An 18287-nucleotide genomic window follows, 5' to 3' on the forward strand; every position below is an offset into this window, starting at 1 on the left:
ACCCTTGTAGCCGAACACCGGCTTGCGGCTGAAGACCGGCACGACCTCGGTGATGATGCCGAAGAACGGCAGGGCGATGACATACACCTCGGGGTGGCCGAAGAACCAGAACAGATGCTGCCAGAGCATCGGGCCGCCGGTATTCACGTTGAACACCTGCGCGTCGAGGATGCGGTCGGCGGCGAGGGCGAACAGGGCCGCGGCCAGGAACGGGAAGATCAGGATCACCAGGAGGCTGGTGACCAGGATGTTCCACGTCATGATCGGCATCCGGAACATGGTCATGCCGGGCGCGCGCAGGGTCAGGATCGTGGTGATCATGTTGACCGCGCCGAGGATCGTGCCGAGACCGCCGATGGCCAGGCCGACCACCCACATGTTCCCGCCGACGCCGGGGGAGTTCAGCGAGTCGCTCAGCGGCGCGTACGCGAACCAGCCGAAGTCGGCCGCCCCGCCCGGGGTGACGAAGCCGGCCATCGCGATCAGCGTGCCGAACAGGTACAGCCAGTAGGCGAGAGCGTTCAAGCGCGGAAACGAGACGTCCGGGGCGCCGATCTGGATCGGCACCACGAAGTTGGCGAAGGCGAACACGATCGGCGTCGCGAAGAACAGCAGCATGATCGTGCCGTGCATGGTGAACAGCTGGTTGAACTGCTCGGGGGACAGGAACTGCATGCCGGGCCGGGCCAGTTCGGTGCGCATGAGCAGGGCGAGGAACCCGCCGACCACGTAGTACACGACCGACGTGATCATGTACATGATCCCGATCTGCTTCGCGTCCGTCGTGCGCAGGATCCGGGCCAGCGCCGAACCCTTGACCTGCCGCCGGACCGGGTACGGCCGGGTGGCTACCGGGCGCGGGGCGACTGCGGTCATGCGAGCTCCTCGGATAGCGCGGTGGTGATGACCACCTCTCGTTATATGCGGGCACCGGCCGAACCGCTCGATTTCCGACAAATCCTCTCCTGCACGTGACCGGTTCGGCCTGGTTCCCGGCCTTGCCGGTTCGGCAAAGTTCCTCGCCGGTCCGGAGCGAACGCGGGCATGGTCGTCGCATGACTGATGCGTACGAGGTGATCGTGATCGGTGGCGGTGCGGCGGGCCTGAGCGGCGCTCTGATGCTCGCCCGCTCCCGCCGCCGCGTGCTGGTGATCGACGCCGGGCAGCCGCGCAATGCGCCCGCCGACGGGGTGCACGGACTGCTCGGCCGCGAGGGCATGAGCCCGCTCGACCTGGTCGCCCACGGCCGCGAGGAGGTGCGCGGCTACGGTGGCGAGATCGTCGATGGCGAGGTCGCGAGCGCGGTCCGGGACGGCGACGGCTTCGCGGTCGAGATGGCCGGCGGGCGCCGGATCCGGGCCGGGCGGCTGCTGGTCACCACGGGCCTGGTCGACGAACTGCCCGAGGTGCCCGGCCTGCGCGAGGGCTGGGGCCACGACGTGGTGCACTGCCCGTACTGCCACGGCTGGGAGATCCGCGACCGGGCCGTCGGCGTGCTCGCGACCGGGCCGATGTCGGTCCATCAGGCGCTGCTGTTCCGGCAGCTCAGCGACGACGTGCTGTTCTTTCTGCACCGTCAGCCGGACCTCTCCGACGAGCAGGCGGAGCAGCTGGCCGCCCGCGGCATCACCGTCGTGCCGGGCGAGGTGGACCGCGTCGCGGAGGGCGGCGTCCATCTGCGGTCGGGGCAGTTCTTCCCGCGGCAGGCGATCGCGGTGGCGACCAGGATGGTCGCCCGGGGCGGCTTTCTGAGCGGACTTGGTCTCAAACCGATCAACCATCCGTCCGGCATGGGCGAGCACGTCCCGGCCGACGCAACCGGCCGCACCGAGGTTCCCGGTGTGTGGGCGGCCGGCAACGTCACCGACCTGTCCGCCCAGGTGAGTGCCGCGGCCGCGCAGGGCGCCCTGGCCGGCGCGCAGATCAATTTCGATCTGGTCGCCGAGGAGACCGCCGCGGCCGCGGCCGGGCGCGGATAGCACCGGTCCGCGCACACGGTCGAGCGGTCGCCGCCGAGGCGCGCTGCTGAGCGCGGGCCGTTTCTGGGACTGTCATACCAAAGCCGGCAGGTGCACGGTCTGGCCGAGCGATCCGGTTGTGCAGGTACGGCAACCGTTCGCGATCCTCGACGTGCCGCCGGTCGGCCGAAGCCGAGGCAGATCACGGTCGCCCGGAGCGCTCTCCGAGATTTGCTTGCCTCCCCGCGGCAAGATCGATGAACATGCGAGCCAGCCGAGTCCTGACCTTGATCGCCGCCCTGGCGACCGCCGCCTGCACGGGGGCTCCCGCCTCCGAGCCCACGTCGCCCACCGCAAGCGCGCCCGCATCGGCCTCGGCGGCTTCCGCCGACTGCCCGGCGCCCGGTGTGCTGATCACCGCCGATCGGGGCGACGCGGCCGCAGGTTATCGCGAGATGACGCTGACGCTGCGTCGCTGCGGCGACACCAGCTACCTGCTCCAGGGCCGCCCCGACATCGTCGTCCTCGACGAGCGCCTGCAGCCGCTGAAGGTCACGGTCGGACCGAGCGTTCACTACACCGCAGACCCACGCCGGATCAACGTGCGGCCGGGCGAAGGTGCGATGGCCGTCCTGTCCTGGCACAACACGGTCACCGAGGGCACTGCGGTCACCGGCGTCGCCCTCTCGGTCGCGCCGGTCCAGGGCGCGCCACGCCAGATCGTGAACCTGCCCGTCCCGATGGACCTCGGCACCACCGGCCGCCTGGACACGAGCGCCTGGCTCTGACCCGCGGTGCCGTCCGAACAGGACAGTGCCGCGGCGCCCTCGGTGGAACGTGTTCTAGACAGCGGTCGCCCTGGCCGTCAGCATGGTGAATGGATCCCTCGGCGGGCGATCGGCGGGAGCGGTTGTGACCGTTTTGTAGGCTCCGGCGGCATCGGCCGAAAGTCGTAGCGGGCGGGTCCGAATCCCGGCCGTGGGCCGATGTGCGAGGGCGGCCGGTCGGGAAGGCTCTTATCCCGACGAGACGGAGGGTCACGATGACGAACGACGGGGAGAATCGGCCGGAACGTCAGCGGGTCACGCTGACCGGCATCAGTTCGCGGGCATGGGAGCATCCGGCCGATCGCGGCGCGCTCACCGCGCTGCGGGAGCTGCGCGGCTTCGACGACCTGGTGAAGGCGTTCTTCGGCATGTGGAACGAGCGGGGGTTCCGCCTGCAGTACCTGGCCGGCGCGATCCGGGTCGACCACCGGCAGTACCCACGGGTCTACCAGCGCTTCACCGAGGCCGCGCGCACGCTCGACGTGCCCGAGCCGCCCGAGTTGTACGTGCACCAGTCGCCGATCATCAGCGGGCAGGCGATCGGTATGGACCGGCCGTTCGTGGTGATCAGCACGGCCGCGGTGGACAAGCTCGACGACGAGGAGCTGCGTACGCTGCTCGGCCGCGAGATCGGTCATGTGCGCAGCGGCCACGCGGTCTACCAGACCATCCTCACCATCCTGACGCGGTGGGTCACCAGCATCAGCTGGGTCCCGATGGGCGCGCTCGCGCTGCGGGCCATCATCGTGGCCATGTACGAGTGGTGGCGCAAGGCCGAGCTGTCCGCCGACCGGGCCGGCCTGCTCGCCGCGCAGGACCAGGGCGCGTCGATCCGGCTGTTCATGAAGATGGCCGGCGGTGGCGACCTGTCGCAGATCGACACCACCGCGTTCCTCGAGCAGGCCGCTGAGTACGAGGGCGGCGGCGACCTGCGCGACAGCCTGCACAAGCTGGGCATGACCCTGTTCAACAGCGAGCCGTTCCCGGTGGCCCGGGCCGCCGAGCTGCGCCGCTGGGTGGACTCGGGCGCGTACGCCCGCATCATCGAGGGCGACTACCCGCGCCGCGACGACGATCGGGACGCGTCGGTGACCGACGACGTGAAGGCGGCCGCGGCCAGCTATCGCGATCAGTTCCGGGACTCGTCCGACCCGCTGGTGACGCTGGCCCGCCGGGCCGCCGGCGGCGCGGCCGACCTCGCGGGCTCGGCGGCCCGCGGCGCCCGGGGCTGGGCGACGGGCCGCGGCAACAACGGAAACAACGGCGGCAACGGCGACGGCGCAAGCAACTAGCGCGCGGACGCGACCGGCTCGGGGGTGGCCGTCAGGAGATCGTGGTCCGCCATGACCTCCTGACGGCCCGGCTCCTCGCGCAGCGCCGCGCACGCCAGCCACTCGTCCGGGATCGCGAACGCGTCGACCAGCTCGGCCATGGCCGGTCGCAGCTGCTTGAGCAGGTCGTTCACCATGCCGGTGACCGCTTTCGCGCGGGCCGGGGTGAGTCGCTGGTGCTCCAGGAACCACCCCTTGTGCGCCTCGATGGTGCTCAACGCGTACAGGTCGCAAACCTTGGCAAGCAGATCGCGTGCGTACGGATCGGTCGTGCGCGCGATCGCCGCCACGAACGCCTCCAACACGACCCGGTCGACGTGCGCGGACGCCACCTCGAGCACGTGGTCCTGCACGTCGTTGAAGATGTCGAACGATCGCTCCGGCTTCTTCGCCGCGCCCCCGCGCAGCCGCCGGATCGCGCCGTCGAGCAGGTGCTTCTCCCGGTCCTCGAACATCTTGAGGTGCCAGCCGCGATCGGTGAGCGCCACCTCCTCGTCCCGGCCGGGCACGGCGTCGACCAGGCGCTGGATCAACGAGCGCGCCGCCGTCCGTTCGAGCACCATCTCGCGCACCTGCTCGGCCACGAACGTCGTGCGCCCCCAGCCGTCGAGCGATCCGAATGCGTCCCGAAAGCCGGTGAGCAGGCCCTTCGCGACCAGCTGGAGCAGCACCGTGTTGTCGCCCTCGAAGGTGGTGAACACGTCGGTGTCCGCCTTCAGCCCGGGGAGCCGGTTCTCGGCGAGGTACCCGGCGCCGCCCAGCGCCTCGCGGCAGACCTGGATCGTCCGGGTGGCGTGCCAGGTCTGCGTGGCCTTCAGCCCGGCCGCCCGCGACTCGAGCTCGCGCTGACGGTGCTCGTCGACCGCACCGTCCGTGGTCTGCACCTCGTGCAGGGCGTTGACCAGTTCTTCCTGGGCGAAACTCAGCGCGTACGTCGTGGCCAGCGGGATCAGCAACTTCCGTTGATGAGCGAGGTAGTCGTTGATCACGATTTCCCGCTGCTCGCCGGGCGCCGCGAACTGCCGCCGGGCCTCGCCGTAGCGCACCGCGATGGTCAGTGCCTGCTTGGTCGCCGCGGACGCGGCACCGCCGACCACGACCCGGCCGCGGACGAGCGTCCCGAGCATGGTGAAGAAGCGGCGAGTGTCGTTGTCGATCGGGCTCGAGTAGGTGCCGTCCGGTGCCACCTGCCCGTACCGGTCGAGCAGCATCTCGCGTGGCACGCGGACGTGGTCGAAGCTGAGCCGTCCGTTGTCCACCCCGAGCAGGCCGGCCTTGTGCCCGTCGTCGCCGATGGTCACGCCCGGAAGCGGCTCGCCCTGACCGTCTCTGATCGGCACCAGCCAGGCGTGCACGCCGTACGTCCGGCCGCCGGTGATGAGCTGTGCGAACACGACCGCCATCCGCCCGTCCCGCGCGGCGTTGCCGATGTAGTCCTTGCGGGCGGCCTGGTGCGGCGTGTGCAGATCGAAGGACTGCGTGTCCGGATCGTACATGCAGGTGGTGCGCAGGTGCTGCACGTCGGAGCCGTGGCCCGTCTCGGTCATCGCGAAGCAGCCGAGCAGGTCGGTCGAGATGATGTCGCGCAGGTAGGCGTCGTGCTGCTGCCGGTTGCCGAGCGCCACCACCGCGCCACCGAACAGCCCCCACTGCACGCCGGCCTTGACCATCAGCGACAGGTCGAGCTGCGCCAGCATCTCGGCGGCGACGGCCGCGCCGCCCGGGTTGGCGCTGCCGCCATGGGTGGCCGGAAACCCCGCCCCGACCCCCGACTCGACCGGGAGCTCCCGGAGGAGCCGCGTGATCCGCTCCCGGCTCTGCTCGAGCGTCTCACCCGGCACCGCCACGAAGTGCGTTCCCGCGAGCTGCTCGCGGGCGGCCCGCCGCACGTCCGCCCACCGCCCGTCGAGTGCTTCCTGAAGTCCCAAGTTACCCATGAGTAATATTCTATGCCGCCGTTCGACGGGACCGCCACACGTGGCGCGATCGGTGGCGACAGCCGGGCTTGATCAGGGCTTCTCGTTCTTCTTCTGCTCGGCCTTGGTCGACTCGTCGCGAGGCGGCTTCGGGGTGGTGCTGAAGACCGCGCCGAAGACGATGCCCACCACGGCCAGCGGAATTCCGGCGAAGACCAGCACACCCTCGATCGTGTTCACGTCGGGCGACGCTACGCCGCCGAAATCGGCCGAACCTGTGGGGGTGCAAGCGTCCGCGCCGCCGGTCAGGCCCTCAGATGATGCTCGCCGGGCTCGAGAGCATGGACCGCGCCGTCGGGCAGGACCGCCGTCGCCGTGGTGCCGGGCGGCACCGAGACGGACAGGTCGAACCGGCCGTCGGTGCGCGACCAGCGGACCCCGATCCGGCCGTACGGCGACTCGTGCGCGGCCCGGGCCCAGGTCAGGCCCCGCCGGGGCGGGGCTGGACCCGGAAGGACCGGTAGGCGGGATCGATCGGGGTGAGCCCCGCCACGTACCGGTGCAGATAGGAGACGACCGCGCCCTTGGCGTAGTGGTTCAGCGACTCGTGAGCCACCCCGTCGGCGGTCACCCCGTCCCAGCGTTCCCACATGGTCGTCGCGCCACGGTCGATCATCGTCAGCCAGGACGGCGGGGTGTCCTGCCGCAGCAGCGCGTACGCGACGTCGAAATGACCCTCGTCGGCCAGCACCGGCAACAGGTCCGGGGTGGCCAGGAAGCCGGTCGTCAAGTGAACGCCGGCCGCCTCGACCAACGTGACAAGGCGATCGGCCACGGCGGCCCGCAGCGGTGGCGGGACCAGATCGAACGCGAGCGCCCGCACGTGGTTGGCCTGCGTGTCCGGCGTGAGCCGCCCGTCCGGGCCGATGAACTCCCGCTGCCACGCGTTTCGGGCGGCATCGGCCAGCGCGTCCCACCGGGCCGGTTCGAGCAGGGAACGGCTGATCACGTCGGCGATCCGCGCCATCAAGCGGGCGGAATACGACAGGTAGGCGGTGGCGACGTCGAAGACACCCCGGACGAGCGAGTCCGGCGAGATCCACGACGCCGTCCAGTCGGACGTGGACAGCAGGCCGGCTCCGACCACTCGTGCTCGCCGAGATCGCTCCAGACCTTCACCTGCCAGGTCACTCTTTGCGCGGACGCGAGCGCCTTTCCCGCGTACGCGACCAGGAGCGACCGGTCGCTCGTGACCTTCCCGGTGTCCCAGCCGGTGTCGGCGCGCAGCCGGTAGGCCAGTTGCCGTGCGGTGCCTCCGGGCAGCTGCCACGAGAGCCGCGGCGCCGGCTCGAGCAGCCCGAGCGGCTGATCGAGGTGTTCGACCCGGAGACCCTGCGCAGCCCCGGTCATCGCGGCGTCACCGGCGCGAACGCCGGGATCGCCGCCGCGCGCTCGGCGATGGTCGGCCGAAGCTCCCGATGCCGCCCGGCAGTCTCCTGAATCTCGGCGGCGTGCGCCCGTTTCTCGTCCATCGAGAGCACCGAGGTCGTTCGGTCGGTCCAATCGATCCGGCCGGCGTCGCGGAGCGTGCCCCGGCAGCCGCAGGTCGCGCAGGCCACGTCGGCGCCGGTCAGCTCGATCACGCTCAAGTGACACATCGGGCAGAGGCCGGGTTCGCCGAGGTAGGAAACGTCGTCGTGAGCCTTGCCGAGCTGGCTCGCCACGTTCGCGCCCAGCCGGGTGGCCCGCCGGAGGGCGTCGTCGTCGAGCAGGATCGAGCGGGGCGTGCCGGCGCCGCCGAAGACCACCTGGTCGACCACCGCGATGTGCATGGAGAACGTCAGCGTGTGCATCAGCGGCAGGGCGAGCGTCTTCCATTGCGGCGTCAGCGATCCGCCGACCGCGAGGAAGCCGGCCACCCGCGGCCGGAGCACCCGCTCGTCGACCCGGAACGGCACCGCCGGCTCGTTGCCCGCCCGGCGCACCGCGACCAGTTGCTCGATGATGGCGGCGTCGGCGTTCGGGCCGAGCAGGCGGTCGACCAGCAGCTTGAGGCCCGCCGCCATGGTGCGGCTCATGATCGGCGTGCTGACGATCAGCGCGTCACATTCGACGAGCTTCTCCCATAGCCAGTCGAGATCGCTCTGCACCGTCAGGGCGAGATCCGCCAGCCGGACCAACTCGGCCTCGGTGCCGGTGGCCGCGAGCGCGAGGCGCAGCACGATCTCCGCGCTGCCGCCGGCCGTTCCCGCGCCGAGTCCGAGAACCTTGCTCATGGCCGCTCCAGAAGCTCGACGAGGTTTCCTTCGGGGTCGGCCACAAAGGCCATCCGCACGCCCTTCTCCGGGGACGGCTGCGGGGTCAGCACCGGCCTTGCGCCCAGCCCGACCGCCCGTGCGAACGCCGCGTCCAAGCCGCGGACGGCAAAGGCGATGTGGCCGAACGTCTCCGACAGGGCCGCCTCGGCCGGGTTCGCCGCTCGCAGGCCCGCGGACGATCCGGGCCGGTGCAGCAGTTCGAGCCGGTCGCCGTGGGCGGCGTGCCGCAGCATCACGATGTCGAGATCGATCGGGTCGACTCGCAGGATCACCTCACGCTCGTAACCGAACGCGGCGCAGTACCACGCGGCCGCCCCGTCGAGGTCGTGCACCGCGAGACCGACATGGTCGAGGCGAGGCTCAGACACGGCTGTTCAACCTCGCCGGGTCGGCGCAGAGGTAGGACACGAACCGGCCGTCCGGATCCCACTTCCCGCGAACCGCCGACAGGCGTTCGAAGTTCGTGTCCGATACGAAACGGTCCTGGCGCCGGGTGAAGTCGGTGTCGCCCAGGTAGACGCCGGCGCCGCCGAGGGCTGCCGTCCGCGAATGGACCCACGATCGGTACTTCTCGTCGTCCGCCGCGTTCTCGTAGATGGCGTACGTGGCGATGTAGACGTTCCCCTCGACCGAGAACGCCATGTCCGGCAACGGCCGGTCCGGGGCCCATCCGTACCAGATCGAGAAGGAGTGTTCCGTATCGAGCTCGCTCCACAGCCGCAGCAGCGGCGGCGCCAGCGACGACGCCGGCGCGTCGGTCCAGGTGCAGTCGACGGCGTACCGGTAGCCCTCCGGGCTCTGCCCCGCCTGCGCCCGGTTCTCCTCCTCGATGCTGGTCGCCCCGCGCACGTGTCCCAGCCGCCGCTCGGCGAGCGGCCCGTCGTCGAAGACCGCCAGCATCGACGCCGCCTCCTCCGGCGACGACGCCATCACCGTGGTGTGCAGCAGCAGGACCGTCCCGCCGGGATGCGGGACCCCGGGGTCGAGCGGTACGTCCGGCAGCCGGGTCGCCGCGATGACCGGCTCGACCCGCCGATCGAGCTGGGGCAGCAGCTCGTGCATCCAGGCGAGCAGCGTCCCGCCGTCGGCGAGCGCGAACGTCCAGGTGTCCTGCCACACATGCGGGTACGCCGGGTAGGTCTGCAGGTGGAAGGCGGTCACGATGGCCGGGAACCCGGGGCCGGCCCCGCGCCGCCCAGTAGAGGTCGCTGTTCTGCCTGGCGTCCGCTCGGATCCGATCGCCGTCGGCGGTGACGACGTCCACGGCGACGACGCTCTCGCAGGCCCACCCGACCGATCGGCTGTTCCAGCCCTGACCGCCCTGAAGGAGGAACCCGCCGATCCCGACCGTCGGGCAGTGCCCGCCCGGGAACGCCCGGCCGTGCGACGCGAGGAAGGGCGCCAACTCCGCACCGCCGCGCACCGACGGACCCGCGACGGCGATGCCCGTTCCCGCCTCGTACGACATCGTGTTGAGCTTCTGCAAGTCGATGAGCAGTCCACTGTCGCGCACGCTCCACACCGCCCAGGAATGCCCGCCGGAGCGGACCGCGACCGGCCAGCCCCGGGACCGGGCCAGCCGCACGCCCTCGGCCACCGCGTCGGCGTCGGCCGCGATCAGCACCGCGTCGGGGTACCGCGAAGGGCGTCGCCGGTTGAAGACCCGGCCGATCCGAGCCTCCTCGTATCCGTCCTCGCCGCGGAGGAAGAGTCCGTCCATCGAAGGCCTACCGTTCTTGCTGTACGGAAACGATGTTCCCGATGCGAGAGTATGCTGCGACGCTGTGAAGCTGACCCATCTCGGCCACGCCTGCCTCCTCGTGGAGACCGGCGCCCGCCTGCTGCTCGATCCGGGCACGATGTCCGACTTCGCCGGCGTACGCGACCTCGACGCCGTGCTCGTCACCCATCAGCACCCGGATCACCTGGACGTGACCCGCCTGGCCGCGCTGCTCGCCGCGAACCCGGGCGCGAGCCTGGTCGTCGACGTCGACACCGCGTCCGCCGTCGAGGGCCTGCCCGATCACGCGGTGGTCGAGCCGGGCGACCGTCTGCGGTTCGGCGCGACCACCGTCGACGTCTTCGGCGGACTGCACGCGCCGGTCTACGGTGATGTGCCCGGGTGCGGCAACGCGGCGTACCTGATCGACGAGGGAGCGTTCTTCCATCCGGGCGACTCCTTCCTCGTGCCGTCGTCCGAAGTGGACGTGCTGGCGGTGGCGGTGGACGGGCCGTGGCTCAAGCTGGCCGAGGCGGTCGACTACGTGCGGGCGGTCGACCCGCGGGCGGCGGTGCCGATGCACGAGGGCGAGACCACCGACCCGGCCAAGTACTTCGGGATGCTCGCCGCGTTCTGCGGCAAGGGGGTGGTCCGCCGCCTCGACGAGGGAGAGGCCGCGGACGTCTAGCCGAACATCGACGGCCGCGCCCCGGTGATCCACCCGACGAGCTGGTCGTTGTCCGTCTCCGCGACCGGCACGTCGGCCACCTTCCGGCCACGGTTGAGCACCGCGATCCGATCGCAGACGGTCATCGCGAGGGGCAGGTTGTGCGTGACCAGGATGCACGCCACCCCCTGCTCGGCGAGGCTCCTGATCAGCGACTGGACCTGCTGGGTCTGCTCGTAGCCGAGCGCCGCGGTCGGCTCGTCGAGCAGCAGGATGCCGCTCTTCTCGCCGTTCACCCGCGTCGCGCCGCGGGCGAGCGCGACCACCTGCCGCTGGCCGCCGGAGAGCATCTCCACCGGCCGGGTCATCGCCGCGGTGCGGACGCCGAGCTTCGCCAGCTCGTCCGTCGACCGGCGGCGCTGCGCCCGGTGGTCGACGAAGCCGAGCCAGCCGAGCGGACCCTTGCGCAGGATCTCCCGGCCGAGGTTGAGGTTGGTGGCGATGTCCTGCGCGTCGACCAGCGCGAGGTCCTGGTAGACCATCTGGATGCCGGCGTGCGTGGAGTCGGCCGGCGAGGCGAAGGTCGACGTCTCGCCGTGCACCCGGATCTCGCCGGAGGTCGGCTGGTGCACGCCGGACATCACCTTGAGCAGGGTCGACTTGCCGGCGCCGTTGTCGCCGAGCAGGCCGAGCACCTCGCCCTGGTGTACCTCGATGTCGATGCTGTCGAGCGCTCGCACGTAGCCGTAGTGCATGTCCACGCCGCGCAACTCGAGCGCTGGAACTGATGGCGAAGTCATGGGGGAGGTCACCTCGTTCCGGTGTGGACGGATGCGTGGGCGGACTGCACGAGCCGCCTGGAGACCGTGCTGGACACCCACTTCTCCACCGCGAGCGAGCCGAGCAGCAGCAGGCCGGTCACCGCGGTGCCCCAGTACGGTGAGATGCCCTTGAGGGTCAGCGCGTTCGAGATGGTGCCCAGGATGAGCGCGCCGACCAGCACCCGCGGCAGCGACCCGCGCCCGCCGGCGAGCGAGACACCGGCCAGCGCGACCGCGGTCAGCGCGTTGAAGATGATGCTCGCGTTCGCCGCCGGGCTGGCCTCGGTGACCAGCGCCGTGGTCACCAGGCCGCCGAGCGCCGCGCAGAAACCGCTGATCACGAAGCCGAGCACCTTGTACCGGTCGGCGTGGATGCCGGAGCGGCGGACCGCCTCGGGGTTGCCGCCGACCGCCATCAGGCGGATGCCGTCCCGGGTGCGGGTCAGGAACACCGTGCCGGCCGCGAACAGCACCGCGGTGATCCAGACCGGCGCCGGGACGCCCAGGTAGCGCTGGGTGCCCATGAAGGTGAGCGAGTCCAGCCCGGGGATGGTGTAGCCGCCGACGAGGACCGAGGCGAGCCCGGTCATCGCCGACAGCGTGCCGATCGTGACCACGATCGGGTTGAAGCCGCGAAGGGTGATCAGGCCGTTGACGGCACCGACCACACAACCGAGGAGGAGGGCCGCGACGATCGCCGGCCAGGTCGGCGTGCCGTGCGTGACCAGCGATCCGCAGACACAGCCGGCCAGCGCCGCAGAGCGACCATCGCGTCGTGGGCGGGCGTGGGCACGCCGGTCCGGCGGCCCTCGGCGGCGATGCCGCCGTTGAGCACGGCTATCTCGGTGGTCCGGCGGGCGAGCACGTCCTGCAGCATCGAGGGTTTGTGGGCGTACGCGTCCCGGATCGCCTCCTCGACCGCCTCGCGCGGATCACGAGTGAGCGCGATGCCCGCCCGGTCGCAGACGCTCTCCGCCTCCTCGATCAGGCGCTCGACCTCTCGGCGCAGTCCCGGATCGGTGCACACCTCGCCCACGGTGAGCCCGGTGAGCGCGGATAGCGGGCTGGTGGCCGCGTTGAACACGACTTTCGTCCACTGCGGACCCCGGGCGTCGGCGACCACATGGGTGGTCAGGCCGCCGGCGTCGAGCAGCCGGCCCAGCAGAGCGATCTCGTCCGATCGTGCCGGGCTCGGCTCGAACGGCCCGATCCAGGTGTCGCCGGGTGCGTCGTAGCGGACGGTGCCGGGCGCGGTGACCGCCCCGGCGGTGACGATCGTGCCCCGGATGACCCGGGGGATCAGTTCGGCGATCGTTTCCTCGTTGCCGACCCCGTTCTGCACGCTCACCACGGCGGCGGCCGACAACGCTTTCCGCGCGGCTCGGACCGCCTCCCGGGTGTGCTGCGCCTTGGTCGCCACGATGCCGAAGTCGCAGGGCGGCAGGCCGGCGGCGTCGGTCAGCGCGTGCACGGCAGCGGTGAAGCCGGCCGGCCCGGTCACTCGCAGACCGTTCCGCGCGATCGCGGTCATGTGCTCGGTCCACGGGTCGACCGCCCAGACCTCGACGCCCGGCGCCCGGGTGAGGTGGGCGGCGTACAGGCTGCCGATCGCGCCGCACCCGAGCACGGCCACCCGGATCACCGCGCCGCCTCGGCGCCGCCGGCGCGCGGACCGCCGGCCGCCCGGGTCACAGCGCCGCCCCGGCGCCGCCGGCGCGCGGACCGCCGGGCGCCCGGGTCACAGCGCCGCCCTGGCCAGAGTGGCGCAGGTTGCCGGGTCGGCGCCGCCGATGCCGAGGCCGCCGACCACCCGGCCGTCGAGCACGATCGGCAGTCCGCCGGGCGCGGCCAGCAGCGGCGCCGGATGCAGCGCGGCGAGCTGTGCGGCCGGATACCAGTCGGCGAGCTGGTCGCTGGGGACGCCGAAGCGCGCCGCCGCGCTCGCCGTGGCCAGGGCGACGTCGACGCCGCCGGCCACCGCGTGGTCCATCCGGTCCTGCTGGATCGGGTCGCCGCCCCGGTCGACGACGGCCACACTCACCCGCAGACCGGCACCCGCGGCCGCGACCAGCACCCGATCGCAAACCGCCACGGCCCAGTCGAGCTCGCTCTGCCGCACCGCGGGCGGGGCCGGTTTCAGGCCGAGGCTGCGGTCGGGCGGGACCGTCAGATCGCCGAACCGGGCCTGCCAGCGAGAGCGATCGTCGCCGTGCTGTCCCGCGTAGGGCGTGCTCAAGGCGTACGCAAGAAGGAGGTCTTCGGGGTTGGCCGGCTCGCCCTCGGCCGAGACCGCCTCGGGCGCCACCCCGGCGGGCAGGAATGGGCTGACCGTCGCGCCGGACGCGGAGATGCCGCCGACGACCACCTCCCCGGCACGGATCGGCAGGCCGCCCGCGCCGGGGAAGAGCGCCTCCGGGGAAGCGGTCACGAAGCCCCGGCTGATCGGTGCGGGCAGGGTGGTCATCCGGTGCAGGTGCTCGGCGCTCGGGATCTGCTGGGTCGCCGAGATCCACGCCTTGGAGCGGGCCCGGCACATGCCGCCGGGGCCGCCGTGATCGAGCCGCGAGGCCGTGACCAGCGCACCGCTCGCGCCGACCACCGCGATCGCGCCGCGCAGACCCAACTGCTCGGCCTTGTCCACCGCCCGGCGCACCAACGCCCGGGCCTCCGCCAACGGGAGGTCGACGGGGTGGACCGCGGTCATCAGGCGCCGACCATGTTGTATCCGCCGTCGGCGACCAGGTACCCGCCGGTCATGTGGAACGCATCGTCGGTGGCGAGGAAGAGAGCGGTGCCGGCCAGTTCGGCCGGGCCCGGGATGCGGCCCATCGGGGTCATCCTGCGCAGCTGGTCGCCGCGGCCCTCGCGCCAGTCCTTGCGGCCCAGCGTCGCCTCGGTCTCGATGAAACCGGGCGCGAACACGTTGACCCGCACGATCGGAGCGAACGCGTGCGCGTACGACTTGGTGAGACCGAGCAGGCCGTATTTGGCCGCGGCGTACTGCGGGGCGCGGGCGCTGCCCCGGACGATCACGGTCGATCCGATGTTGACGATCGCGCCGTGGCCCTGGTCGAGCATCCGGGCGCCGAACTCGTGGACGCACGCCATCGTGCCCTTGATGTCGACGGCGAGCACGTGGTCGACCGACTCCTCGGTGATGTCCCGCCAGGACATCTGCTCGCGGGCCACGTCGCCGACGTTGTTGATCACCGCGTCGACGCCGCCGAGCTGCCGGAAGGCGTCGTCGGCGAGCGCCTTGACCTGCGCCCAGTCGGCGATGTCGGCCTGCAGCAGCACCGGCTCGGCGCCGGCCTCGCGGACCCGGTCGCCGGTCTGCTCGGCGCCGGCCTTCGACGACCGGTAGTGCACGCCGACGATGCGGGCGCCCTCCTGCGCGGCGCGGACGGCGATCTCGGCGCCGAAACCGGTGCCGGCCCCGGTGACGACGACCGATCGGCCCTCGAAGCGGCGGGGGACGGGAACGGGGTGCAGAGCCACGGGAGCTTCCTTTCAGACGAGCACGCGCCCGCCGTCGACGTAGAGGACTTGGCCGGTGATGAAGCGGGCCCGATCGGAGGCGAGGAAGGTGACCGCGTCGGCCACCTCCTCCGGCACGCCGAGGCGTTGGGCCGGGACGAGACGTTCGAGGGCGGCGCGGTTGCCGTTGCGGTCGAGGTGGTCCTTGGTCAGGTCGGTCTCGATGTAACCGGGCGCGATCGCGTTCACCGTGACGCCGCGCGCCGCCCACTCCCGGGCCATCACGCGTACGAGCTGATTGAGACCGCCCTTGGTCGCCGCGTACGGCGCGTGGTCGGCGTGCGCGAGCAGGCCGGACACCGAGGACATGAAAACCATCCGGCCGTAGCCGGCGCCGACCATCAGACGGCCGACGTGCTGTCCCATCCAGTAGGCGGTGGAGAGGTTCAGCTCCATCAGCTGCTGCCAGTCGGCGTCGGTGAGATCGAGGACCGGGCGGCGGACGTTGCGCCCGACGGCGTGCAGGAACACCTGCGGTACGCCGATCCGCGCGGCCGCCTCGTCGACCACCTGCCGGCAGCGAGCGGGATCGCGCAGGTCACCGCGGATCGTCTCGATGACGCCGCCGGCCTCCTTGGCCTGGCGGGCCACCGCGTCGAGCTTGCCCTCGTCGAGGTCGGCCAGCGCCACCCGGGCGCCCTGCGCGGCGAGGCTCACCGCGCTCGCGCCGCCGAGGCCGCCCGCGCCGACCACGAGCGCCGGCCGACCCGTAAGCGCCAGCCAGTCCGCCATTTTCCAGCTCCTATTCTCACATCACGAAAGCGACTATCCAGTACCGTAGACGGTGGGGTTGGGCCTGTCCAGGCTGCGGTTGCGCCGGGCTCTAGGCTCATGGTTCTCAACCTTCGTCGCGGGGAGCACGATGGCGGACGCGAAGCCGGAGTACCGGGTCGAAGCCCTGGCCAAGGGGCTCCGACTGCTCAGTCTCTTCACCGAGCAGCGGCCCACCTGGCGGGTCACCGACCTCGCCGAGGCGGCCGGGCTGCCGATGCCGACCGCCTACCGGGTGGTGCAGACGCTCACCTCCGAGGGCTATCTCGATCATCTGCCGGGCGGTGACTATCGGCCGGGCGTACGCGTGCTGACGCTGGGCGGTGCCGCGTTGCGCAGCCTCGACCTGGTGGAGCTGGCGACGCCGCGCCTGCAACAGCTGGCCGCGCAGACCGGCGAGACGGTCAATCTCGCGGTGCTGACCGGCGATCGCGTGCTCTACCTGGTGCGGCTGCGCAACTCCGATCTGGTCACGGCCAACATCCAGGTGGGCTCGACGCTGCCGGCCGTGCACACGTCGATCGGCAAGCTGCTGCTCGCCGACCTCGAGCCGGAGGTGCTCGCCGAGCAGGTCACCGAGGCGTCCTTCCCGGCGCAGCACGGGCCGAACGCGAAGGTGTCGCTCGACGAGCTGCGTGCGGAACTGGCCCACATCCGCGAACAGGGGTGGGCGGTGCAGGACGAGGAGCTCGCGTACGGGTTGCGATCGGTCGCCGGGCCGATCACCGGGCCGGACGGCCGGGTGATCGCCGGGGTCAACCTCGCGGTGCAGGCCCGGGACTGGTCGGCGCAGCGGATCGTGCGCGAGCTCAAGCCGGTGGTGCTGGCCTCCTGCGCGGAGATCTCGCAGCTGGTCGCCGGATCGTAAAGCGGTCTTCGCGGTACGAGAATGTGGCGTTCTCCTAGGGTGAGTGCATGATCGCTCACCCGGGACTGCGCCTCACCGACCACACCGTCACCGTGCCGCTCGACCACCAGCGACCGGACGAGGGCACGATCGAGGTCTTCGCCCGTGAGGTGGTCGCCGCCGACCGGGCCGGCGACGATCTGCCCTGGCTGCTCTTCCTGCAGGGCGGCCCCGGTGGGAAGTCGCCGCGTCCGGTGCGCTCCGAGAGCTGGATCGCCCGTGCCGTGCGCACCCACCGGGTGTTGCTTCTCGACCAGCGGGGAACCGGCCGGAGCACGCCGATCACCGCCCGCACGGCGGCCGGCCGGTCGGCCGCGGAACTGGCCGGCCACCTGCGGCTGTTCCGAGCGGACAGCATCGTCGCGGACGCCGAAATCCTGCGCGAGCGGGTGGCCGGCGGCGGCCGGTGGGACACGCTCGGGCAGAGCTACGGCGGTCTCGTCACGATGACCTATCTGTCGATGGCGCCAGGCGGGCTGCGCACCTGCTACGTGACCGGCGGTCTGCCGGGCCTGACCGCGACCGCCGAGCAGGTCTACGCGCGCACCTACCCGCGGGTGGCGGCCAAGAACGCCGAGTTCTACGCGTCGTTCCCGGGCGCCGCGGCGGCCGTCCGCCGGATCGCCGACCACCTGGCCGCCGACGACGTGCGACTGCCCGACGGCGACCGGCTCACCGTCGAGCGGCTGCGCTTCCTCGGCAACACCTTCGGGATGAGCGACGGATACGCCCAGGTTCGCTGGCTGCTCGACGGCGCGTGGCACGGCGAGCAGTTGTCCGACGGCTTCCGGTACGAGGTGATGACGCGGACCGGCTTCATCGATCAGCCGCTGTTCGCCCTGCAGGAGTACTGCTACGGACAGGGAACCGGCCCGACGAACTGGGCCGCCTGGCGCGCTCTCGGCAGCCATCCGGCCTTCGCCGCGGACGCCGATCCGCTGCTGTTCACCGGCGAGATGATGTACCCCTGGATGTTCGAGCAGATCGCCGCGCTGCGCCCGTTCGCCGGCGCCGCCGACATTCTGGCCTCGTCGGACGACTGGCCGCCGCTCTACGACCGCGCCCGGCTGGCCGCGAACGAGGTGCCGGTGCTCGCCGCGGTCTACTTCGATGACATGTACGTCGACGCGGGCCTTTCGCTGGAGACGGCGGCGGCGGTCGGCAACGTGCGCACCTGGGTCACCAACGAATACGAGCACGACGGTCTGCGCACGTCGGGCGAGGCCGTGCTCGGTCACTTGATGGAGATGGCCGCGGGTCTGCGATGACGGCCGCCCCGGGGCGCCTCGGATCAGATCCGAGACGCCCCGGGAACGGCCGAGAACGGCCGGATCAGTCGGTCTGGTCGTCGACCGAGGCGCCGCCGGCGTTCTTCTGGATCGACGCGATCGTGTTCAGCGCCGAAGCCTTCTGCTTGTACGACTCGCTGGTCGCCACGACCTGGCCGTTGGTGGACACCATGTTGAACCGGAACTCACCGTTGCTGGTCCTCTTGACCACGAACTTCATCACGT

General features: G+C 71.5%; 21 protein-coding genes and 1 pseudogene. 6 read left to right on the plus strand and 16 right to left on the minus strand.

The window, feature by feature from the left end; translation table 11 throughout:
- On the minus strand, positions 1-876 hold an 876-nt coding region (locus tag ODJ79_RS36380), incomplete at its 3' end, for a cbb3-type cytochrome c oxidase subunit I (protein WP_263028212.1).
- A gap of 179 nt (positions 877-1055) precedes the next feature.
- Between ODJ79_RS36380 and ODJ79_RS36385 the strand changes: the two genes are divergently transcribed.
- The 3 genes from ODJ79_RS36385 to ODJ79_RS36395 all read left to right on the plus strand — a co-directional run bounded on the left by ODJ79_RS36385 (position 1056) and on the right by ODJ79_RS36395 (position 4077).
- Positions 1056-1979 carry an NAD(P)/FAD-dependent oxidoreductase gene (locus tag ODJ79_RS36385; RefSeq protein ID WP_263028213.1) on the plus strand — a complete coding sequence of 308 codons (924 nt, stop codon included), beginning with the start codon at positions 1056-1058 and terminating at the stop codon, positions 1977-1979.
- Positions 1980-2221: 242 nt separating this feature from the next.
- Complete coding sequence (locus tag ODJ79_RS36390) at positions 2222-2746, plus strand: DUF4232 domain-containing protein (RefSeq protein WP_263028214.1); 525 nt, start codon at positions 2222-2224, stop codon at positions 2744-2746.
- A 254-nt stretch (positions 2747-3000) separates the two neighbouring features.
- On the plus strand, positions 3001-4077 hold the full coding sequence (locus ODJ79_RS36395) for a M48 family metallopeptidase (protein ID WP_263028215.1): 1077 nt from the start codon (positions 3001-3003) through the stop codon (positions 4075-4077).
- Here the strand turns inward: ODJ79_RS36395 and ODJ79_RS36400 are convergent.
- The 8 genes and pseudogenes from ODJ79_RS36400 to ODJ79_RS47285 all read right to left on the minus strand — a co-directional run.
- A complete protein-coding gene (locus ODJ79_RS36400) occupies positions 4074-6053 on the minus strand; it encodes an acyl-CoA dehydrogenase (protein ID WP_263028216.1) in 1980 nt (659 codons plus the stop codon). The two genes, ODJ79_RS36395 and ODJ79_RS36400, sit on opposite strands and share 4 nt — an antisense overlap.
- A gap of 72 nt (positions 6054-6125) precedes the next feature.
- Positions 6126-6272: a hypothetical protein gene (locus tag ODJ79_RS36405; RefSeq protein ID WP_263028217.1), complete on the minus strand. Its 147-nt coding sequence runs from the start codon at positions 6270-6272 to the stop codon at positions 6126-6128.
- A gap of 65 nt (positions 6273-6337) precedes the next feature.
- A complete protein-coding gene (locus ODJ79_RS36410) occupies positions 6338-6517 on the minus strand; it encodes an alpha-L-rhamnosidase C-terminal domain-containing protein (protein WP_263028293.1) in 180 nt (59 codons plus the stop codon).
- Positions 6514-7179 carry a hypothetical protein gene (locus tag ODJ79_RS36415; protein WP_263028218.1) on the minus strand — a complete coding sequence of 222 codons (666 nt, stop codon included), beginning with the start codon at positions 7177-7179 and terminating at the stop codon, positions 6514-6516. The genes ODJ79_RS36410 and ODJ79_RS36415 overlap by 4 nt, the downstream gene beginning before the upstream one ends.
- A gap of 259 nt (positions 7180-7438) precedes the next feature.
- Positions 7439-8308, minus strand: coding sequence for a flavodoxin family protein (locus tag ODJ79_RS36420; protein WP_263028219.1), 870 nt, complete (start codon positions 8306-8308; stop codon positions 7439-7441).
- On the minus strand, positions 8305-8718 hold the full coding sequence (locus tag ODJ79_RS36425) for a VOC family protein (RefSeq protein WP_263028220.1): 414 nt from the start codon (positions 8716-8718) through the stop codon (positions 8305-8307). Before ODJ79_RS36425 ends, ODJ79_RS36420 begins: the two co-directional genes overlap by 4 nt.
- Positions 8711-9511, minus strand: a complete 801-nt coding sequence (locus ODJ79_RS36430; protein ID WP_263028221.1) for a hypothetical protein — start codon at positions 9509-9511, stop codon at positions 8711-8713. Before ODJ79_RS36430 ends, ODJ79_RS36425 begins: the two co-directional genes overlap by 8 nt.
- Before the next feature lie 76 nt (positions 9512-9587).
- Positions 9588-10070 (minus strand): annotated as a pseudogene (locus tag ODJ79_RS47285) (FAD-dependent oxidoreductase); the annotation flags it as partial.
- A 64-nt stretch (positions 10071-10134) separates the two neighbouring features.
- Between ODJ79_RS47285 and ODJ79_RS36435 the strand changes: the two are divergent.
- Positions 10135-10758: an MBL fold metallo-hydrolase gene (locus ODJ79_RS36435; protein ID WP_263028222.1), complete on the plus strand. Its 624-nt coding sequence runs from the start codon at positions 10135-10137 to the stop codon at positions 10756-10758.
- Here the strand turns inward: ODJ79_RS36435 and ODJ79_RS36440 are convergent.
- The 6 genes from ODJ79_RS36440 to ODJ79_RS36465 all read right to left on the minus strand — a co-directional run bounded on the left by ODJ79_RS36440 (position 10755) and on the right by ODJ79_RS36465 (position 15827).
- On the minus strand, positions 10755-11537 hold the full coding sequence (locus tag ODJ79_RS36440; protein ID WP_263028223.1) for an ATP-binding cassette domain-containing protein: 783 nt from the start codon (positions 11535-11537) through the stop codon (positions 10755-10757). The two genes, ODJ79_RS36435 and ODJ79_RS36440, sit on opposite strands and share 4 nt — an antisense overlap.
- Positions 11538-11545: 8 nt before the next feature.
- Entirely contained in the window at positions 11546-12310 is a 765-nt protein-coding gene (locus ODJ79_RS36445; protein WP_317620734.1) for an ABC transporter permease, read from the minus strand.
- Complete coding sequence (locus tag ODJ79_RS36450) at positions 12202-13200, minus strand: ketopantoate reductase family protein (protein WP_263028224.1); 999 nt, start codon at positions 13198-13200, stop codon at positions 12202-12204. Before ODJ79_RS36450 ends, ODJ79_RS36445 begins: the two co-directional genes overlap by 109 nt.
- A 96-nt stretch (positions 13201-13296) precedes the next feature.
- Positions 13297-14262, minus strand: a complete 966-nt coding sequence (locus ODJ79_RS36455; RefSeq protein WP_263028225.1) for a GlcG/HbpS family heme-binding protein — start codon at positions 14260-14262, stop codon at positions 13297-13299.
- A complete protein-coding gene (locus ODJ79_RS36460; protein WP_263028226.1) occupies positions 14262-15056 on the minus strand; it encodes an SDR family NAD(P)-dependent oxidoreductase in 795 nt (264 codons plus the stop codon). The genes ODJ79_RS36455 and ODJ79_RS36460 overlap by 1 nt, the downstream gene beginning before the upstream one ends.
- A gap of 12 nt (positions 15057-15068) precedes the next feature.
- Positions 15069-15827, minus strand: a complete 759-nt coding sequence (locus tag ODJ79_RS36465) for an SDR family NAD(P)-dependent oxidoreductase (RefSeq protein WP_263028227.1) — start codon at positions 15825-15827, stop codon at positions 15069-15071.
- Between the two features lie 130 nt (positions 15828-15957).
- Between ODJ79_RS36465 and ODJ79_RS36470 the strand changes: the two genes are divergently transcribed.
- Positions 15958-16734: an IclR family transcriptional regulator gene (locus ODJ79_RS36470; RefSeq protein WP_263028228.1), complete on the plus strand. Its 777-nt coding sequence runs from the start codon at positions 15958-15960 to the stop codon at positions 16732-16734.
- A gap of 47 nt (positions 16735-16781) precedes the next feature.
- Complete coding sequence (locus ODJ79_RS36475) at positions 16782-18041, plus strand: alpha/beta fold hydrolase (protein ID WP_263028229.1); 1260 nt, start codon at positions 16782-16784, stop codon at positions 18039-18041.
- Positions 18042-18105: 64 nt separating this feature from the next.
- On the opposite strand, the gene ODJ79_RS36480 is transcribed toward ODJ79_RS36475, so the two are convergent.
- On the minus strand, positions 18106-18282 hold the full coding sequence (locus tag ODJ79_RS36480; protein WP_263028230.1) for a YegP family protein: 177 nt from the start codon (positions 18280-18282) through the stop codon (positions 18106-18108).
- Positions 18283-18287 lie beyond the last annotated feature (5 nt).

This window comes from Actinoplanes sp. KI2, from assembly GCF_025630775.1.
Taxonomy (GTDB): Bacteria; Actinomycetota; Actinomycetes; order Mycobacteriales; family Micromonosporaceae; genus Actinoplanes.